The sequence below is a fragment of the Streptomyces sp. NPDC054813 genome (assembly GCF_053611365.1).
Genome location: NZ_JBSHAF010000001.1, coordinates 324378 through 342787 on the forward strand (window position 1 = coordinate 324378; position 18410 = coordinate 342787).

Consider the following 18410-nt stretch of genomic DNA (forward strand, 5'->3'; position numbering starts at 1 on the left):
GCCACCCTCTCTCCCGCCGACCACCCCCCCCGCCCTCCCCCGGGCGCGGGCGCGCCGGCCCCCCCCCCCCCCCCCCCGGTCGGGGGGGGGGGGGGGGGGGCGGGCCACGTCCGGTCAGGAGCGGTCAGGACGGCCATCTCAGGCGTTCCAGATCTTCTCGGCGTCCCGCTGCCAGTCGGTCAGGATGCTCCCGATCGACTTGGGCTTGGCGAAGAACTTGGTGAGCGCGGTGTCCGCGGTGGGCTGCAGGGCGTCACTGGAGTCCCGGTTGAAGAACTGGGTGATCTCGGCGGCCGCGTCGACGTGCGCACGGCCCTTCTTCACGAGCGCGGTGCCGGCGTCCTTGGCGTCCGGGTTGCAGGGCAGGACGGTGCCGGAGGAGCCCTTGATGTAGATCTCCTGGGCCTCGGCCGTCGCCAGGTAGCTCATCAGGTCGCGGACCTGGTCGCCGCGGCCGGTCCGGGCGCTGGCGAAGTAGCCGTCGACAGGCGCCTCTTCGGCGAGCGGGACCTTGGAGTCGATGACGGGGAAGCGGAAGAAGTCGATGTCGTCCAGGGCGCTCTTGGGCGCCGAGTCGGCGAAGAAGGTGCCGATGAGCATCATGCCGGTTTTGCCGTTGAGCAGGGCGGTCGTCGCGTCCTGGAAGGCGAGGGCGGTGCCGTTCGGGTCGAAGTACGGCAGCACCTCCTGCCAGCGGTCGAAGACCTTGCGCACCTCGGGGTCGTCGAACCGGTGCTTGCCCGCGAGGAGTTCACGGTGGTACTGGGCGCCGTTGATCCGGATGTCCAGGTAGTCGAACCAGGCCGAGGCCACCCAGGGGGTGTTGCCGCCCGCGCCGAGTCCGATCGGGGCGATGCCCTTGCTCTTGAGCTTGTCGCACAGGTCGAGGAAGCCGTCCCAGCTGGTGGGCTCGCTCACGCCCCACTTGGCGAACTGGGACTTCCGGTAGAACATGCCCCACCAGTAGTAGGTGTTGGGCACGAAGACCTTCTTGCCGGAACTCGCGGTGCAGAGCGTGTTCAGCGCCTTGGAGTAGCGCTTGAGGTCGGGCGAGGAGGCCCACACCTCGTCGAGGTCGAGCAGCAGGTTCTTCTTCGCGTAGGCGTCCGCCACCGAGCCGGGGTACCAGGTGTACACGTCCGGCGGGTTGGCCGAGGTGAGGTAGGTCGGCAGCTGGGTGCGGAAGGTCTCGGCGGCGACGGTGTTGAGACTCGCCTTGCCGGATCCCTTCTTCGCGTACGCCGCGACCAGGTCCTCCATCGCGGCCTTGGCCTGCGGGGCGGACAGGTTGGACTGGAGGGTCACCGCGCCCTTCGAGGAGCCCTTGGCGGAGGAGGTGTCGGTGACACAGCCGCTGAGCAGGGCCGCTGTCCCGGCGGCCCCGAGTCCGGCGAGGAACCGGCGTCGGCTGGGCTGATGGTTGGCCATGGTTGTTTCCTCAGTCACTTGAGTCGGGTGCGGTACACGTGGCCGTCGACGCCGCGGAACACCGCGTCGACGGCTCCGTCCGGGCCGGCGGCCGCGCCGAGCGCGCCGTCGAAGGCCGCGCTCGGGAACTCCTGCCGTTTGCTCCAGCCCTGCCAGGCGCCGTCGCTGTACCGCTGCTGCCAGAGGGTGTAGTCGGCGGCCCGCACGTACAGCAGCACCGCGTCCCCGGCGGCGACCAGGGTCGGGCTGCCGCTGACGGTCCCGCCGAGGGCGGCCCAGTCCGACCACTGCCCCGAGGTGTCCCGAGTCCGCGTCCACACGTCGTCGGCGGCGGTGCGTACGGCGACGTGGACGCTCCCCTGCGCGTCGACGACGGCGGACGGGCGGCCGTACACCTGCCGGTCGCCGGGCGCGCCGAGCGAGGACCAGCCGGACGCCGGCCCGCGCTGGACGACCGCGCCGTCGGTGCCGCGCGCGAACAGCGTCCAGTGCCCGGGGTCGGTGAAGGCGACGGAGGGGGCGTCGGTCAACTGCCCGCCCAGGGACTGCCAGTGCCCCCAGTGGCCGTCGGCATAGACCCTCCGGTAGGCCCGGGAGTCGGCGCCGCGTACGAAGACGTCGATCCGGCCGCCGGCGGAGGCGTACACGGCGGGCTGGCCGAGGATCTGGCCCCGGACCGGACCGCCGAGGTCCCGCGCCGCGCCGTCCGCCTTCTCGACCAGCGAGCCGTGCGGCCCGCGGAAGAACGTGGCGCCGCCGCTCGCCACGGCCGGGCTCGCCGTGGCCGTCACGCCCAGGTCGGTCCCCGGCAGGGCGTCCGCGCCGCTGAGCTTCAGGAACGCGGTGCCGTGCGCGGGGACCTCGACGGTGTACGACCCGGTGTGCGTGCCCCGGTCGGCACGCGCCCGCAGGTCACGGACGCGCACCGGGCCGCCGAGGCCGGTGTCCGAGAACTGCACGGTGCGCTGGGCGGGCTGGTCGGACCGGTTGAGCAGGACGACCGCGCGCTGCCCGCGGCCCCGCAGCACCTTGCTGTAGACGTCACCGACCGAGTCGGTGGCGACCCGCACGCCCTGGACGGCGAGGGGGTCCTGGTCCACCGCGATGATCTCCGGGTTGCGCAGGGTCGCGAGCATCGAGTCGGACAGCGTCCGCGGGTCGGAGCCCAGCATCAGCGGCGAGCCCATCTCGGCCCACATCACGAACTGGCTGGTGGACTCCTCCTGCGTCAGTTCGTACGACCCGTCGGTCATCTTCCGCATGGGGATGAGGTAGTCCGGGTCGTTGTAGTGGCCGGGGCCCTGCGCCTCGGGGTGCCAGGCGTTGGCGTCCATGTTGCGCAGGATGTTGGGCCACTCGCCGGGGCTCGGGGTACCCCAGGCTATGTCGGTGCCGGTGCGCCAGGAGTCGGCGATCGCCGGGGCGTAGACGTAGGTGTTGTGGGCGTCCTGCTCGGGGGTGTGCGGCAGGCCCCAGTCGTCGGTGAGCGGGTTGCAGAGGTTCAGCAGCATCTTGCGGCCGGACTTGGCGACCGCGTCGCTGAACTCCTTGTAGGCGGGCCCCGGATCGAGCTTCGCGCCGATCCCGCAGAGGAAGTCGACCTTGATCGCGTCGATCTTCCAGCTCGCGAACTGCCGTGCGTCCTGGTCGTAGTAGCCACGGCTGCCGAGGCCGCAGCTCTTGCCGCCGTCGTAGGTGCCGCCGTCGGTGTAGATGCCGGCCCGCAGTCCGCGCTTGTGCAGGTAGGAGACGAGGGCCGGGATGCCGGACGGGAAGCGGTCCGGATTGGCGACCAGCCGCCCCCGTGCGTCACGGGGGTTGTCGGCCTGCCAGCCGCCGTCCAGCCACACGATGTCGTATCCGCTGTCGCGCAGACCGCTGCTCACCAGCCGGTCGGCGACGGAGCGCACCTCCTTCTCGGTGGGCGCGCCCAGGCCGTAGTAGGTGTTCCATCCCATGTAGGGAGTCGGCGCGAGGCCGCTGTCGTAGGAGTCGGGTGCGCCCTGGTCGACGGCCGTCCCGGCGACGGCGTCGGGGGTCACGGTGGCGGCCAGGACCGCCGCGATCGCGGCCGCGAGTGCGGGCCGGGTGAACCGGTGGTGCGTGGGTCTGTGTACGGGCGGGTGCAAAGTCACGTACCTCTCCCGGGGAGTGGGAAGCAGGAGAACGTGACGCGGGCCGCTCCGCGGCAGAGGCCTACGACGTCACGGCGATGACTGTGGCGCGTGGCCGAAACACTGTCAAGATTAATTACTAATTTAATAGAAGCTGAACGGAAGCCAACACAGGACCTTGACAGGGTCACTGCGGCGGTGCAGTGTTCGGCAACGTTGTCAGAAGCCATGGCAACGTTGTCATCATCTGGTGTTCCCGGCTGTGCCGTTCTTCGAACTCCCCCGATCGGAGCGCTCGTCCATGTCGGATCAGTCAACCTCGCCCTCCCGTCGTGCCGTTCTGTCCACCGGCACCACTCTGCTGGCCGGCTTCGGGCTCGGTGTCGGCCCGCTCGCCACCGCCGCCACGGCGGGATCCGGACAGCCGCACCCGGATGCCTCACGGCGCGAGCTCGCCGCCTACCGGCCGGTGTCGGTGTCCTCCACCGACTACGCGCCCACGCCCGCGGAGTTCGCCGTGGACGGTCTCGACACCGTCGGCGTCCGGGGCACCGGATGGCGGGCCGCGGCAGGCGATCCGCAGTGGATCTCCGTCGACCTCCAGGCACAGTGCCGGGTGGAGTCGCTCCGGCTCGTCTTCGAAGCGACCGCGGACGACCCGCCGTTCACCGAGTCACCGAGCGGCAGCCCCCGGGACAACACCACCGGGCAGGAGATCCTGTCGAGTTGCGCGGTCGGCTTCGTCGTCGAGACCTCCACCGACCACCGGTCCTGGACCACGGTGTACCGCACCGAGTCCGGCACCGGCGGGATCACGGAGATCGCCCTGGCCGAACCCGCCACCGCGCGCTGGGTACGCATGACCGTCCACAAGCGCTCCAACAGCAACCCGCTGGGCCTCAACGGCCTCCAGGTGTACGGCAGCTGCCGCACCGCGCGCCCCGAGGTGACCGGCTGGACGGACTGGGAGACCCGGCACCGCACCCCCGAACCGCTGCGGGTCGACGCGGACGGCACGGTTGCGCTGGAGTCCGGCTGGGACCTGACGATGGACGACCGGGCGGGCGGGGACGGTGCCTCGCTGTCCAGGCCGTCGGTCGACACCAGCCGCTGGCTGCCGGCCACGGTCCCCGGCACCGTGCTGGGCTCGCTGGTGGAGCAGGGCCGGCTGCCCGACCCGGTGGCCGGCTTCGGCAACCTCCACGTTCCGGAGGCGCTGTCCCGGCACTCCTGGTGGTACCGCCGCGAGTTCCGTCTCCCCAAGGGTCTGCGCACCGGCTCGGGACGTCATGTCTGGCTGGAGTTCGACGGGATCAACCACAAGGCCGAGGTCTGGCTCAACGGCGCCCAGGTCGGCGACGTCACCTCACCCTTCGCCCGTGCCGCCTACGACGTCACCCGGCTGCTCGGCGACGGCGAGCAGGCCCTCGCCGTCCGGATCACCCCGATGCCGTTCCCCGGCAGCCCCGGGGACAAGGGCCCGGCAGGGCTGGCGTTCGTGGACGCGGGCGCGAACATGATGAACCGCAACTCGCCGACGTACCTGGCCTCTTCGGGCTGGGACTGGATGCCCGCGGTACGGGACCGGGCGGCCGGCGTCTGGAACCACGTACGGCTGCGCTCCACCGGCGCGGCGGTCCTCGGCGACCCGCGGGTGGACACCACACTGCCCGACCTGCCCGACACCGGCACGGCGGAACTGACCGTGGTGGTCCCGGTGCGCAACGCCGGCACCGGGATCACGCGGATCACCGTCGCGGCGGCCTTCGGGAAGGTGCGGGTGGAGCGGACGGTCACCGTGCCCGCCGGCGAGAGCACCGACGTCGTCTTCACCCCGGCCGAACACGCGCAACTCCGCTTGCGGAATCCGGAGTTGTGGTGGCCCAACGGCTACGGCGAACCGACCTTGCACCGGCTGACGCTGACCGCCTCCCTGGACGGCGTGGAGAGCGACCGGCGCACCGCCCGCTTCGGGATACGCCAGTTCGGCTACGCGTACGAGGTGCCGCTGACCTTCCAGACGGGCAGCGACGCGTACGCGCAGACCGTGGACTTCACCCGGCGGACGGCGCGGTACGTGCGCATCCTGTGCCGCACCCGCGCGACGGACTGGGGCTCGTCCATGTGGAGCCTCTCCGTACTGGACAGCTCCGTGCCGACGAACGACCTGGCTCTGCACAAGGAGGCCATCGCCTCCTCCGTCGACGATCCCGGGAACGCTCCGGGCAACGCCACCGACGGGGACGCGGGCACCCGTTGGGCCTCGGCCTTCGAGGACGACCAGTGGATCCAGGTCGACCTGGGGTCCCAGGTCGCCTTCGACCGCGTCGTCGTCACCTGGGAGCGGGCGTACGCCGGGACGTACACCGTCCAGGCCTCCACCGACGGCACCGACTGGACCGATGTGCGGAGTGTCGACAACACGGCGGTCCCGCTCCCGTTCCGGACCTCCGGCGCCGCGAGCCTGCAGACCGTCGAGCTGACCGCGGCGACGGCCCGGTACGTGCGGGTGTTCTGCCGTACCCGGGCGACCAGTTGGGGCTCGTCGCTATGGAGCCTGTCCGTCGTGGACAGCGGTTCGCCGGGCACCGACCTCGCCCTGCGCAAGGAGGCCACCGCGTCCTCCGAGAGCGACGGGACCCGGGCCGCCCAGGCGGTGGACGGGGATCCCGACACCCGCTGGTCCTCGGCCTACCAGGACGACCAGTGGATCCAGGTCGACCTGGGCTCGCCGGTGCGGTTCGACCGGGTGCTGCTGCTGTGGGAGTCGGCCTATGCGAAGACGTTCACGATCCAGGTCTCCGACAACGGCTCGGACTGGAGGGACGTCGAGTCCGTCGACAACTCCACCGTGCCGCTGAAGATCAGCGTCAACGGCGTCCGGGTGTTCTGCCGGGGAGGCAACTGGGGCTGGGACGAGTTGCTGCGGCGGATGCCCGCCACACGCATGGACGCGGCCGTGCGCATGCACCGCGACATGAACTTCACCATGATCCGCAACTGGGTGGGCTGCTCCGACCGCGAGGAGTTCTACGCCAGCTGCGACGAACACGGCCTGCTGGTGTGGAACGACTTCCCCAACGCCTGGGGCATGGACCCGCCGGACCACAAGCTCTTCCTCGACCTGGCCCAGGACACCGTACGGCGCTACCGCATCCACCCGAGCGTGGCCGTGTGGTGCGGTGCCAACGAGGGCAACCCGCCCGGCCCGGTGGACGACGGCATGCGGGCCGCGGTCCGGGCGGAGGCGCCGGCCGTCCTCTACCAGAACAACTCGGCGGCCGGGATCGTCTCCGGTGGCGGCCCCTACGGCTGGGTCGAGCCGGAACGCTACTACTCCGCCGCGACCTACGGCGGCGGGACCTTCGGCTTCCACACGGAGATCGGCATGCCGGTGGTGTCCACCGCGGAGACGATGCGCCACCTCGTCGGCGACGAGCCGGAGTGGCCCGTCGGCGGCGCCTGGTATTACCACGACTGGAGCACCAAGGGGAACCAGGCCCCGCAGAACTACCGGGCCGCCATCGAGTCGCGGCTGGGCGCGGCGACGGACCTGGACGACTTCTGCGGCAAGGCGCAGTTCGTCAACTACGAGAACTTCCGCGCCATGTTCGAGGCCTGGAACGACCGGCTCTGGGACGACGCGAGCGGACTGATGCTGTGGATGTCGCATCCCGCCTGGTACAGCACGGTCTGGCAGACGTACGACTACGACTTCGACGTCAACGGGGCCTACTACGGCGCCCGCAAGGCCGCCGAGCCCGTCCATGTGCAGGCCGGTCCCGTCGACGGCCGGGTGATCGCCGTCAACCACACGGCGCGGCCGATCAGCGGCGCGACGGTCGTGGCGCGACGGTACGACCTGTCCGGCCACCAGATCGCCCCCGAGCAGCGCGCGACCGTCGACATCGCGCCGTCCGCCGCCACGACCGCGCTCACCGCGGGCGACGACGGGCTGCCGGACCTCCACCTGCTGCGTCTGCGTCTCACCGACGCGCGGAACACGCTTCTCTCGGAGAACACCTACTGGCGCTATCGCGTTCCCGAGGCCATGCAGGCCATGAACCGGCTGCCACGGACACGGGTCTCGGTCGAGGTCACCGGCACGGACCGGGAGGCGAGGAAACAACGGCACACGGTCACCGCCCGGGTGACCAACCGCGGTTCGTCCGTCGCGGCCATGCTCCGCGTCTCGCTCCGCGACGCCCGCTCCGGGCACCGGGTCCTGCCCGCGCTCTACAGCGACAACTACCTGTGGCTGCTGCCCGGCGAAGCACGGACGGTCACCGCCTCCTGGCCGGCCGACGTGGCGGTCTCACGGCCGAGCGTGCGCGTCGAGGGTCACAACGTGCCCCGGTCCACAGCACCGTAGCCTCCGGAGGTCGGCCTTCCGCCTGCCTGCTCAGCCGGTGTGGGCCACGACGGCGTCGATGATCTCGGGCCAGAGTTGGCGCGGGCGGTCGTGGCCCATGTCGGGGATGAGGAGGAGTTCGGCGCCCGGCACCAGGTCCGCGGTGCGCTGCCCGCCGCTGACGTCGATCAGCGTGTCGTCCAGGCCATGGATCACCAGCGTGGGTACCCGGAGCTTCCGGAGTGCCTCCGCGCGTGAACCGCCGAGGATGATCGCGCCGGGCTGACGTCCCACCCCGGCGGGGTAGTAGGCCCGGTCGTAACTGTCGGCGGCCATCTCCCGGAGGACCGCGGGGTCGCCGTAGCGCCTGGACGCCCACACCAGTTCCCGTTCCGCCGCGGCGATGTACCCCTCGCGGTCCCGGGGCTTCGGGCCGAGCAGCACGGCCTGGGCCTCGGGGGTCGCCCGGCCGTATTCGCTCTCGCCGGTCGAGGACATCATCGAGGTCAGCGTCAGCACCCGCTCGGGCCGGGAGACGGCCACGATGCAGGATGTGTGCAGAAGGCTCCCTCGTGCAGCGTCGCGCACACCGTGTGGTCCCCAACTGGTCCCCACTCGCGGTTCACAGCTCTGCCGCCAGACGACGACATCTTCGCTGGGGCACACGCGCCGGCTACGACTCCGCCAGCCGCCTGCCCTTCGGGACGGGAACGCCCCACATGGTCGCCTACCGCGTCATGTCAGAAAAGCCCTGGTGTCGAAGACGACCACCTCTCGACGAGTGATCCGCAGTGCAGCGTTCGCCCGGCGATCAATTGATTCAGCGGCGGCATGACAGCAACATGCAATGAGGTCGTACGCGCCCCAGGTGTCAAATGGAGATGCGTGCGACACCGATCAATCCGTGGCTGCCGTAGCCCGGTCTGTGTCCGGTCCCTCAAGCCTGGGGCCACCCGACCCCGAACACGGGGGTGGCTTGGGCCGGTCGACCCAGTGCGTGGTGTGTTACCAGAACCGTCGAATTCGCTGACCGCCACAACGGAAGAGCGTGCCTGCCGGGCTGGGCCAACTCGCCGGATCCGCTCTGGATGAGGACGGCAATCAGCCCCTGGCTCAGTGGTTCTCTTCCCCTGCTTACTTGTCGGCCTGTTGCTTCTCGGCGGTGACTCGGCTGGTACGGCCTGTGAAGCCGCCCTGGCGGACGGCGCCTCCGCCCGAGATCGGCGAGCCCCGACGGCCGGCTTTGCTGGGCGCCGCTGCGCGCGGCCTCGGGGCCAGTGCCGCGCGCAACGCCGGGGTGAGGCTGTGACGGATCTCGGACGGGGTGAGGGCGGCGGGGGTGGGAAGGGGGTTGAGGTAGCGGGTGTAGATGAGGCCGCCGAGGATCGTCACCACGGCCGTGGCGCGGGCGGTCGCGTCCCGGCCGCCGAGAAATTCAACAAGCCGGGCCAGCAGCTCGCGTTCCAGGTATTCGCGGATCGCCTCGGCGGCCTCGTCGCCCTGGGTGGTGAGCTGCTGGAAGTCGGTGTCCTCCCACAGGTCGGTCACCGCGTCGATCAGGCGGTCGGGGAGGGTGGCCGGGTCGCCGCCGAGGACGTCGTCCACCGCCAGCGCATTGGCGCACTGGAACTGCATCACGTCCGCGAACAGGCCCTTTTTCGAGCCGAAGTGGTACGCGATCAGCGCCGGGTCGACCCCGGCGGCCCCGGCCACCGCGCGCAGGGTGGTGCTCCGGTAGCCGTGCTCCAGGAACAGCGAACGGGCCGCCGAGACGATCGACTCGCGGGTCGGCGGGTTGCCGCGGGGGCGGCCTCGGGTGCGGGCGGGGGCAAGGGCGGCGTTATTCATCAGCGTTGAGCCTGCGTTGGGTGAGTAGCACAGTCAAGGGCGTTCCGGGAACCACACGAAGGGATGACCCGACACCATGCGTATCGCAGTCTTCGGCGCCAACGGACCGACCGGCCGCCGCCTCACCGACCAGGCCCTGGCCGCCGGCCACGAGGTCGTCGCCGTGACCCGCAGACCCGGCTCCCTGCCCGCGCGGCCCGGCCTTGCCGTGGCCGTCGCCGACGCCACCGACCCGGCGGCTGTCGACGCCGCGATCGGCGGGACGGAAGCCGTCCTCTCCGCGCTGGGCGCGCGCTTCAGCAAGGAGACCATCACCACGTACTCGGCGAGCGCCACCGTCATCACCGAGGCCATGGCCCGCCACGGCATCAAGCGGCTGCTCGCCGTCAGCTCCAGCATCGCCGACCCGAACTGGCGCCCTACCGGCGCGCACTTCTTCAACCATGTGCTCGACCCGCTGGTGAACCGACGTCTCGGCCGCACCCTGCACGAGGACATGCGCCGTATGGAGGCCGTGATCCGTCAGACGGGCCTCGACTGGACCTTCGTCCGGCCCTCGGGCCTGTTCGAGCACCCCGTCGTCACGGACTACCACACTGCCGAGACCAGCGCCGACGGCGTCTTCACCGCCCGTGCCGACCTCGCCGCGAGCATGCTGCGCGAATTGACGGAGCGGCGGTATGTCCGTACGGCCATGGGCGTCATCACCACGGCCGTGAAGCCGAACATCGCCAAGCTGATCTGGAACGAGGGCGTGAAGAAGAAGTGAGCCGCCCGGCCTTCCCACTCCCGGCCGTCGCACGAGCGTTCCTCACTCTCCCGCACGCGGCCACCCTCACCACCCTCCGTCCCGACGGCACCCCGCACGTCACCCCCGTCCGCTTCACCTTCGACGCGGCCACCGGCCTGGTCCGGGTGACCACCCGGGCGGGGGCCCGCAAGGCCCGGAACGTGGAGGCGGGTGGCCCGGCGGCCCGTGTCGCGCTCTGTCAGGCGGACGGCTTCCGCTGGATCACACTCGAAGGCCGGGCCGCCGTCACCGATGCCCCCGCGCGCCTGGCCGAGGCGGTCCGCCGCTACACCGTCCGCTACCGCGCGGACCCGCCCGCCCCGCTGGACCTGGTCGTCGTCGAGATCGCCGTCGACCGCGTCCTGAGCCTCAACCTCTGAATCCCCCGCACCGAAAGCGAAGTGACACCGCCGTGCCCACCCTCCCCGTCCTCGATTCAACCCTCCACTACCGCGAGTCCGGCGACCCCGACGGGCTGCCCTTCGTCTTCCTCCACGGCAACCCCACCTCCTCCCACCTGTGGCGGAACGTCCTGCCGCGGGTGGCCGCGCCCGGCCGCCGCCTTCTGGCCCCCGACCTCATCGGCATGGGCGACTCCGGCAAGCCCGACCTCGCCTACTCCTTCGACGACCACGCCCGCTACCTCGACGCGTGGTTCGACGCCCTCGGCCTTACCGAGGCCGTCCTCGTCGGCCATGACTGGGGCGGCGCGCTCGCTTTCGACCGCGGTGCCCGCCTCCCGGGCACCGTCCGCGGCCTCGCCTTCACCGAGAGCATCATCAAGCCGCTGGTCGGCGACGAATTCCCGGCAGCCGGGCGGAAGTTGTTCACTCTCCTACGGACCCCCGGGGTGGGCGAGGAGATGATCCTGGAGAAGTCGCTGTTCATCGAGGGGCTCCCGGACACACTCGCCACCCCGCTCGACCCTGCCGACCTGGAGGTCTACCGCCGCCCCTTCCCGACCCCGCACAGCCGCCGCCCGATACTGGCATGGACGCGCATGATGCCGCTGGACGCCGAGCCCGCCGACGTCGTGGCCCGCATCGAGCAGTACGACGCCTGGCTGGCCGCCAGCCCCGAAGTCCCCAAATTGCTCGCCGCGTTCGAGCCGGGACCGGGAGCGATGACCGACCAGGGGACCGTGGCCTGGTGCGAGGAGAACATCGCGGGCCTGGAGGTCTCCCGCCACGGCCTGGCCGGCCACCACTCCCCGGAGGACCGCCCCGAGGAGCTGGCCGCGGCGATCAACGACTGGGCCGACCGCCACGGGCTGGCACACCCGTAGGCGTCCTCGATCACGGCGGTGACGACCACGCCGCCCGCGACCTCCTGCCCGACCCCGGCCGCTCCGTCACCTCGATCGCGAAGCTGCTCGGCGTCTCCCCCGGCACCCTCTACCACCACATCCCATCCCGGACCTGCGGGAACTCCGCGCCGGCGTCGTCCCCCACCGGTTCGAAGCCCCCACGACGTGCACGCGGGGGCCGCCGACTGTTCCGGTCAGACCAGTGTCAGTCGTATGCGCTCCGGCCCGGTGCGACCAGACCCGTCTCGCGGGCGAGCACCACGGCCTGCACCCGGTCGCGCAGGGAGAGTTTGCCGAGGATGTGGGAGACATGGGTCTTGACGGTGGCCTCGGACAGGTGCAGGTACGCGGCCGGCTCGGCGTTGCCGAGGCCGCGGGCGATCAGCCGCAGCACCTCGGACTCGCGGGCCGTCAGCGTGGCCAGGCCGCGGTGCCGCGCGGCCTTGTCCTGGGCTGCCGCCGACGTGGCCTCTGCCCGCCGGCACATCTCGGCCTACGTCACCTGCCAACTCGCCGCCGGCCGCGGCCGCACCACTCTCTACCGCTGCCCGGCCACCCTCTCCAGCGCCCTCGGCGACGCCGTCCGCCAACACCGCCTCCCCCACAACCCGGCCGGTCCCCCGGTCCTGCGCCGGCCCCCGTCGCCGGAACGGCGGATCTGGACGGCGGAGGAGGCTGCCCGCTTCCTCGAATACTGCCACCGGGCCGGCCCCGAGATGGCCGACCTGTTCGAGTTCCTCATCGGTACCGCCTTGCGCAAAGGGGAAGCCCTCGGTCTGCACTGGGACGACGTCCACCTGGCGGAAGGCGTCCTCTACGTGCGCTGAACCCTCTCCGCGATCGACAACAACCGCCTCGTCATCACCACACCGAAGACCCGGTCGAGCCGCGGCTGGGTGGCCATCTCACCCCGCGTCGCCACCGCCCTCCGGCACCCCGCAGGAACAACGCCCCGCACGTGCAGGGATCCTGACGACCCGTTCACCGGTCTCGTCTTCTGCCGACCCGACGGCCGACCGCTCGGCCCGCACCAGGTCCTCGACCGTCTCCATCAACTGTCCGAAGGGGCCGGAGTCCCGCGGATCACGGTCCACGACCTGCGCCACCTGGCCGCCACCATCACCATCACCGCCGGCGTGCCGCTCACCGTCGTCTCCAAGACGCTGCGGCACTCCACCCTGTCGACCACCGCGAACATCTACAGCCAGCTCACCCGGCAGGCAGCCCGCGAGGCCGTCGACACCATCGACCAGACCCTCACCGGAACCGAGAAGGCCAGCCGCCGCACGGACCATGCGTCGTGGCTGCGACCACCACGCGACCACATCCACCGGCTCCGCGAGATTGTGCGCCGACTCCGCTCCCCCGCTGTCCCCGGCTTCAGCACCGCAGCCGACCAGCCACAGATGGACGTGCGACCACACTGCGACCACCATGGCTCCGAACGCGCGAAAGGCCGCCCTCTCGTTAGTGAGAGAACGGCCCCCGACCTGCTAAAAGCATGGTCGGGACGACAGGATTTGAACCTGCGACCCCTTGACCCCCAGGAGTAAGCGTCGGGGGTATTTTCTGGATTTAGCGGACTTAACCAGGACGCAGGATGTGCGCAGAAGGCTCCCTCGTGCACCATCGCGCACGCCGTGTGGTCCCCAACTGGTCCCCACGAGGGGGTGCCGTTTTGCCATCAGGAGCCGCGTTCGTGAGGGGTCTACCGGAACGGCCCGCCTCCCCCTGCACTTATGCCCGGTCCCCACCGCCCCGACCGGCCGCCCGTGCCTGGCTCCCTCGCCCAAAATCGCGGGGTAGACCAAGGCGATCGTGTCGGTCATCGCCACACATGTGAGGCGAGGCCGTCCCACGCCGCACAGGCCGGGTCGGACCACGGGCGGATGAACAAGCAGTATGTCGACAGCGGTTGTGCGCGCCGTCGCGTCAGCTACCCAGGAACTCCCCTACCTCCGAAACGAATCGCTCGGGTTCCGTGCGGTGGATCAGATGCCCGGCCTCGATGGTGACCATCCGCGCCCTGGGCACCCGGCGAACCAGTTCGGCGATGCCCGCCTGGGGGACGGGGCTGTCGCCGCCGCCCGCCAACGCAAGGGTGTGGGCGGTAATGACACCCAGGCGTGCCAGCCATTCCGGTTCGGGGGTGTCGATCTGTCGTCGTACGGCGGGCACCAGGTCCCAGTCGAAGGACAGCTCCCCCTCCGGCCGGACCACGGCCGACGGCTTCCGGGGCAGCGGCGCGGAGACGTCCTCCAGGACGAGCCGGTCCACCCGGCGGGCGTCCGCCTGGGCCACCAGATAGGCGACGGCACCACCCATCGAGTGCCCGCCCAGATCCACCCGATCCAGGCCCAGCACGTCCAGGAATCCCAGCACGTCGTCGCGCATCAGCGTCAGCGAGTACGCACCCGGCCAGTCGCTGCGCCCGTGCCCACGGAGGTCGAGGGCATGGACCTGGCGGCCCGCGGCAAGCGCGGGGGCCACCTCATCCCAGTCCCCGGCGGTCTCACCCATGGCATGGAGCAGGACGAGCGGCGGGGCGTCCCGCGGGCCAGAGACCCGGTAGGCGAGTCGGACCCCGGAGACCACGACCGAGCGGTGATTAATCACGTGCACATCGTAATCAACGTGCCCTCGGTCACCCACCCTCGCACCCGCCGCCTCGCAGAGGACCGCACCTCCGCTCACTGATTGACATCATCGACGGGCAGCGCTGGGACGATCTGAAGTCGGTCCTCGCCAGGGACTGCGTGCTAGAGCGCCCCGGCTCGCAGTCCATCGCGGGTCTCGACCGGATCGAGCACTTCTACCGCAACGAACGTCAGGTACGGCACGGGAATCACATGGTGGACCGCGTGGTCGCCGACGAGGAGGCGGCGGCCTGCTGGGGCACGTTCCGCGGGGAGACCCCCGACGGCTCCGTGATCGAGGCCCGTTTCGCCGACACCTTCGTCCTGGCGGACGGCCTCATCCAACGCCGCACCACCTACGTCCACGCATCGACCCACTGACACCCCTTCGCCCACACCAGCAGGCGGTGGCCCCGGGAAGGGGCCGCTGCCGCTTCCTACAGCCACATCCGGAATGGGTGAACGGTGTGCTCTGGTAGAAGGTCTTAGACACGAGCGCCGACCGTGAGTGCGCACAATACCGAGCCGTATGGCGCACCTTGACTGGGTCAAGGTGCGCTTCACCCCAGTCAGGTGCACGGGGAGCGGTCCGGCGCACCGACAGGCACCGACATCGCCCTGCTGCGCACCGCGCAGGAAGCCCTGGCCAACGTCGGCAAGCACTCCGACGCCACAACGGTGCAGATTGAACTACGCCAGGAAAACGGCCTCATGGCGCTGGCCGTGACCGATGACGGCCAGGGCTTCGACCCGGCCACCGTCCGCGGTGGATACGGACTGCCCGGCATCGGCACCCGCGCCACCAGCCTCGGCGGGACCTGCGCGGTGCGATCAGCTCCTGGCCAGGGCACCACGGTACGAGTCAAGCTGCCGCTGGCCCCGGCCGAGCAGCTGGCACGTAGCCTGCAGCCTGTGCTTGATCCCCCTCCACGCCCGACCACTGAGCGAGCGGAACCGGCTCGATACCCGTTCCTCCATCAGCTGTTGCGGGGGTCCTGGACATGTGCAGGGGGAGAAAGGCGATCTTGATCTCGCGGCTCGTGTCACCGTCTGCGTGGAACACGAAGTCGTGCCGTTCTCCGTCGAGTGCCGGCCGTCGCGCTTGTAGTTCGGGTGCTCACGAACGAGATCGTCTTCGGCCCCTTCCAGATCTCGCACTCACCGATGAAGATGTGGCGGTCGTCGACGCGGATGAGGATGCCCGTCTTGCCCGTGTGGTTGAAGGCCTCGCCAGCCTCCGAGTAAAGGCGCCTAGGTAGCGGCGTGCTCAACCCCGAAGACCGGAAACGACCCATACGAAAAGGGCCCCCGCAGGCTCTCGCCTGCGAAGACCCTTCGCACCGTCGGGACGACAGGATTTGAACCTGCGACCCCTTGACCCCCAGTCAAGTGCGCTACCAAGCTGCGCCACGTCCCGGTGCGCTCACTCGCGGTGAACCGCGTGATCACGTGGACTGCACTTTACCCCACGTCCCCGGGCGGACCGAAAGAGGGCGGGAGGACGGGGGACAATCGGTCGTATGGGCCGTATGGGAAACACCGGGGCAGGGGCACGGGACCGGGACGCCGAGGGGCGGGCACGCAGTGCTCGGCCGCGGGACGGGCTGGGGCGGCCGCTGCCGCACGGCGCGCCGGGCGTCGAGCGGCAGGCCGAGGGGGTCGTACGGACCCCGGCGGAGACCGTCACCGAGGCGCAGGCGCTGCTCGACGCCGGGAAGCCCTTCCATGCGCACGAGGTGTTCGAGGACGCCTGGAAGTCGGGGCCGGAGGAGGAGCGGACGCTGTGGCGGGGGCTGGCCCAGCTGGCCGTGGGGCTCACGCACGCGGCCCGGGGGAACGTGACCGGCGGGGCACGGCTGCTGCGGCGCGGCGCGGGCGCGGTCGAGGAGTGGGCGGCCGGCAGCGGGGTCCGGCGGCCGCACGGAATGGAGCTCGACGGGCTGGCCGCGTGGGCGCGGGAGCTGGCCGGGCGGGTGGAGAGCGGTGCCGGGAGCGTCGAGGCCGGGGTCGAGGCGCCGCGGCTGCGCGGCGCCCGGTAGCACCGGGGGTGACCCGCTGTCAGTGGGATGCGGCAGACTCGGGGCGTGCGAAAGATTCATGTCATCGGTATCGGCGCGGGCGACCCCGACCAGCTCACCCTCCAGGCGGTCCGGGCGCTGCAGAGCACGGACGTGTTCTTCCTCCTCGACAAGGGCGAGGTCAAGAGCGACCTCACCCAGCTGCGCCGGGACATGCTCGACACACACATACCGGACGGCGGCTACCGGCTGGTCGAGGCGCGGGACCCGGACCGGGACCGGGGTGCGAGCGGCGGGGCGTACTCGCCGGCCGTCGGGGACTGGCGCAGCGCCCGCGCGGACATCTACGAGCGGCTGATCCGCGAGGAGCTCGGCGCCGAGCAGACCGGCGCCTTCCTGGTGTGGGGCGATCCCGCGTTGTACGACAGCACGCTGGCGATCCTTGAAGAGGTGCTGGCCCGCGGCGCGGTGGCGTTCGAGTACGACGTGGTGCCGGGGATCAGCAGTGTCTCGGCGCTGGTGGCCCGGCACCGCACAGGGCTGAACCGGGTGGCCCGACCGGTGCAGATCACCACCGGTCGCCGGCTCGCCGAGGGACTCCCGGACGGCGTGGACGACGTGGTCGTGATGCTGGATGCCCACCAGGCCTTCCGGCAGTACGCGGACCAGGACATCGACATCTACTGGGGCGCCTACATCGGCACCCCCGACGAGATCCTGGTCTCCGGTCCGATCGCCGAGGCCGGTCCGCGTATCGAACGGCTGCGGGCCGAGGCGCGGGAGCGCAAGGGATGGATCATGGACACCTATCTGCTGCGCCGCCACCCGGGCGGTCCGAAGGAGGGCTGACTCCAGGACCCGACCGACGGCCTGCCCGACCGAACCGCCCAGCTGGAACCGGCCGCCACCAAGACAGCCTGACCGCGGCGCACGATCCCGCCCGACCGGACCCCGGCCGCTGGACAGAGCTCCCGGCGGGCCAGGGGCGGGACGCGGCGCCCGAGCCCGGCCCAGGCCCTCACGTGGGGCCGAGCCCCAGTCGGTCCAGTACGGCCGCGACGTCGGGTACCGCCGTCACCCCCGCCGGCAGCGGTGGCCGCCGTACGACGACCACCGGCAAGGCCAGCTCGCGGGCCGCCGTGAGCTTGGCGGCCGTCGCCGCTCCCCCGCTGTCCTTCGTGACCAGGACGTCGATCAGGTTCTCGCGCAGCAGCGCGGTCTCGTCGGCCACCGTGAACGGCCCGCGGGCCAGCAGCACTTCGGTGTGCGGGGGCATCGGGGGCTCGGGGGGCTCCACCGAGCGCACGACGAAGTGCCGGTCGGTCAGATGGGCGAAGGCGGACAGCCCCAGCCGTCCGGTGGTCAGGAGGACCCGGGGGCCGAAGCGCGGCAGCAGGTCCGCGGCGGCGGGCAGGGACGCGACCGGGTGCCAGCGGTCCCCGGGGCCGGGGCGCCAGCCCGGGCGGCGCAGTACCAGGGCCGCGACACCGGTCCGGGCCGCGGCCAGCGCCGCGTTCGCGGTGATCGTCTCGGCGAAGGGGTGGGTGGCGTCCACGAGGGCGTCCACGCGTTGTCCGCGCAGCCAGTCGGCGAGGCCTTCCGCCCCGCCGAAGCCTCCGATGCGTACCTCGCCGGCCAGCGCGCCCGGCCGGGTGACGCGCCCCGCCAAGGAGGTCGTGACGCGGACACCGGGGTGCGCGGCGAGCGCGGCGGCCAGTTCACGGGCCTCGGTGGTGCCGCCGAGGATGAGGACGTGCGCGGACATGGGGCGAGCGTACGGGGCCCGTCGGCGGGGCCGGGACGCGGGACGGGGGGGCGGCCCGGGGGGCGGGGGCGGGCGCGGGGAGGGCAGAGACGCACCCCCCGCGGCGGGGGGGTTCGGGGGGGGGGTGGGGTTTTTAATATAAAAAACCCCCCCC

The 18410-nt window shown here is 71.3% G+C and carries 15 protein-coding genes, 1 tRNA gene and 2 pseudogenes; 10 read left to right on the forward strand and 8 right to left on the reverse strand.

The genetic code is table 11. The annotated features are described in order from the left end of the window. Positions 1–138: 138 nt before the first annotated feature. Together ACWGJB_RS01380 and ACWGJB_RS01385 are read right to left on the reverse strand one after the other, a co-directional pair. On the reverse strand, positions 139–1428 hold the full coding sequence (locus ACWGJB_RS01380; protein ID WP_453378237.1) for an ABC transporter substrate-binding protein: 1290 nt from the start codon (positions 1426–1428) through the stop codon (positions 139–141). A 14-nt stretch (positions 1429–1442) separates the two neighbouring features. Continuing rightward, the gene (locus ACWGJB_RS01385; RefSeq protein WP_453378582.1) at positions 1443–3557 is read right to left on the reverse strand and encodes a glycoside hydrolase family 27 protein; all 2115 of its coding nucleotides are present in this window, start codon (positions 3555–3557) and stop codon (positions 1443–1445) included. 286 nt (positions 3558–3843) lie between these two features. On the opposite strand from ACWGJB_RS01385, the gene ACWGJB_RS01390 reads away from it, so the two are divergent. Beyond that, entirely contained in the window at positions 3844–7914 is a 4071-nt protein-coding gene (locus ACWGJB_RS01390) for a discoidin domain-containing protein (RefSeq protein WP_453378238.1), read from the forward strand. 30 nt (positions 7915–7944) lie between these two features. Here the strand turns inward: ACWGJB_RS01390 and ACWGJB_RS01395 are convergent. Beyond that, positions 7945–8427, reverse strand: a pseudogene (locus ACWGJB_RS01395) (alpha/beta fold hydrolase); the annotation flags it as partial. Between the two features lie 600 nt (positions 8428–9027). After that, on the reverse strand, positions 9028–9741 hold the full coding sequence (locus tag ACWGJB_RS01400) for a TetR/AcrR family transcriptional regulator (RefSeq protein WP_453378239.1): 714 nt from the start codon (positions 9739–9741) through the stop codon (positions 9028–9030). Positions 9742–9817: 76 nt separating this feature from the next. Between ACWGJB_RS01400 and ACWGJB_RS01405 the strand changes: the two genes are divergently transcribed. Genes ACWGJB_RS01405 through ACWGJB_RS01415 form a run of 3 tightly spaced genes read left to right on the forward strand, consistent with a single transcriptional unit; the run spans position 9818 to position 11816 of the window. Further along, positions 9818–10510, forward strand: a complete 693-nt coding sequence (locus ACWGJB_RS01405; RefSeq protein WP_453378240.1) for an NAD(P)-dependent oxidoreductase — start codon at positions 9818–9820, stop codon at positions 10508–10510. Then, a complete protein-coding gene (locus ACWGJB_RS01410) occupies positions 10507–10911 on the forward strand; it encodes a pyridoxamine 5'-phosphate oxidase family protein (RefSeq protein ID WP_453378241.1) in 405 nt (134 codons plus the stop codon). Before ACWGJB_RS01405 ends, ACWGJB_RS01410 begins: the two co-directional genes overlap by 4 nt. A 32-nt stretch (positions 10912–10943) precedes the next feature. Continuing rightward, positions 10944–11816 carry a haloalkane dehalogenase gene (locus tag ACWGJB_RS01415; RefSeq protein ID WP_453378242.1) on the forward strand — a complete coding sequence of 291 codons (873 nt, stop codon included), beginning with the start codon at positions 10944–10946 and terminating at the stop codon, positions 11814–11816. 226 nt (positions 11817–12042) lie between these two features. Here ACWGJB_RS01415 and ACWGJB_RS01420 read toward each other — a convergent pair. After that, positions 12043–12279 (reverse strand): annotated as a pseudogene (locus tag ACWGJB_RS01420) (response regulator transcription factor); the annotation flags it as partial. 22 nt (positions 12280–12301) lie between these two features. Between ACWGJB_RS01420 and ACWGJB_RS01425 the strand changes: the two are divergent. Beyond that, positions 12302–12664, forward strand: coding sequence for a tyrosine-type recombinase/integrase (locus tag ACWGJB_RS01425; RefSeq protein ID WP_453378243.1), 363 nt, complete (start codon positions 12302–12304; stop codon positions 12662–12664). A 69-nt stretch (positions 12665–12733) separates the two neighbouring features. Continuing rightward, positions 12734–13390, forward strand: a complete 657-nt coding sequence (locus tag ACWGJB_RS01430; RefSeq protein ID WP_453378244.1) for a tyrosine-type recombinase/integrase — start codon at positions 12734–12736, stop codon at positions 13388–13390. Positions 13391–13769: 379 nt separating this feature from the next. Here ACWGJB_RS01430 and ACWGJB_RS01435 read toward each other — a convergent pair whose 3' ends face one another. Beyond that, positions 13770–14453: an alpha/beta fold hydrolase gene (locus ACWGJB_RS01435; RefSeq protein ID WP_453378245.1), complete on the reverse strand. Its 684-nt coding sequence runs from the start codon at positions 14451–14453 to the stop codon at positions 13770–13772. Positions 14454–14533: 80 nt separating this feature from the next. Here ACWGJB_RS01435 and ACWGJB_RS01440 point away from each other — a divergent pair, with 80 nt between their 5' ends. Continuing rightward, positions 14534–14854, forward strand: a complete 321-nt coding sequence (locus ACWGJB_RS01440) for a nuclear transport factor 2 family protein (protein ID WP_453378583.1) — start codon at positions 14534–14536, stop codon at positions 14852–14854. A 192-nt stretch (positions 14855–15046) separates the two neighbouring features. Beyond that, a complete protein-coding gene (locus tag ACWGJB_RS01445; protein WP_453378246.1) occupies positions 15047–15502 on the forward strand; it encodes a sensor histidine kinase in 456 nt (151 codons plus the stop codon). Positions 15503–15816: 314 nt separating this feature from the next. Here ACWGJB_RS01445 and ACWGJB_RS01450 read toward each other — a convergent pair. Further along, positions 15817–15890: transfer RNA gene (locus tag ACWGJB_RS01450), tRNA-Pro, on the reverse strand. Positions 15891–16002: 112 nt separating this feature from the next. Here ACWGJB_RS01450 and ACWGJB_RS01455 point away from each other — a divergent pair. Together ACWGJB_RS01455 and cobF are read left to right on the forward strand one after the other, a co-directional pair. Next, the gene (locus ACWGJB_RS01455; RefSeq protein ID WP_453378584.1) at positions 16003–16512 is read left to right on the forward strand and encodes a DUF309 domain-containing protein; all 510 of its coding nucleotides are present in this window, start codon (positions 16003–16005) and stop codon (positions 16510–16512) included. Between the two features lie 45 nt (positions 16513–16557). After that, the gene (gene cobF, locus ACWGJB_RS01460; protein WP_453378247.1) at positions 16558–17340 is read left to right on the forward strand and encodes a precorrin-6A synthase (deacetylating); all 783 of its coding nucleotides are present in this window, start codon (positions 16558–16560) and stop codon (positions 17338–17340) included. Positions 17341–17509: 169 nt separating this feature from the next. Here cobF and ACWGJB_RS01465 read toward each other — a convergent pair whose 3' ends face one another. After that, positions 17510–18256 (reverse strand): cobalt-precorrin-6A reductase, encoded by a 747-nt coding sequence (locus tag ACWGJB_RS01465; RefSeq protein ID WP_453378248.1) that lies wholly within the window; start codon positions 18254–18256, stop codon positions 17510–17512. Between the last annotated feature and the right edge of the window lie 154 nt (positions 18257–18410).

Coding starts and splice junctions, on each gene's coding strand:
- ACWGJB_RS01380 (WP_453378237.1), bottom strand. CDS start 1,428: ATGGCCAACCATCAGCCCAGCCGACGCCGGTTCCTCGCCGGACTCGGG.
- ACWGJB_RS01390 (WP_453378238.1), top strand. CDS start 3,844: ATGTCGGATCAGTCAACCTCGCCCTCCCGTCGTGCCGTTCTGTCCACC.
- ACWGJB_RS01405 (WP_453378240.1), top strand. CDS start 9,818: ATGCGTATCGCAGTCTTCGGCGCCAACGGACCGACCGGCCGCCGCCTC.
- ACWGJB_RS01455 (WP_453378584.1), top strand. CDS start 16,003: ATGGGAAACACCGGGGCAGGGGCACGGGACCGGGACGCCGAGGGGCGG.
- ACWGJB_RS01400 (WP_453378239.1), bottom strand. CDS start 9,741: ATGAATAACGCCGCCCTTGCCCCCGCCCGCACCCGAGGCCGCCCCCGC.
- ACWGJB_RS01465 (WP_453378248.1), bottom strand. CDS start 18,256: ATGTCCGCGCACGTCCTCATCCTCGGCGGCACCACCGAGGCCCGTGAA.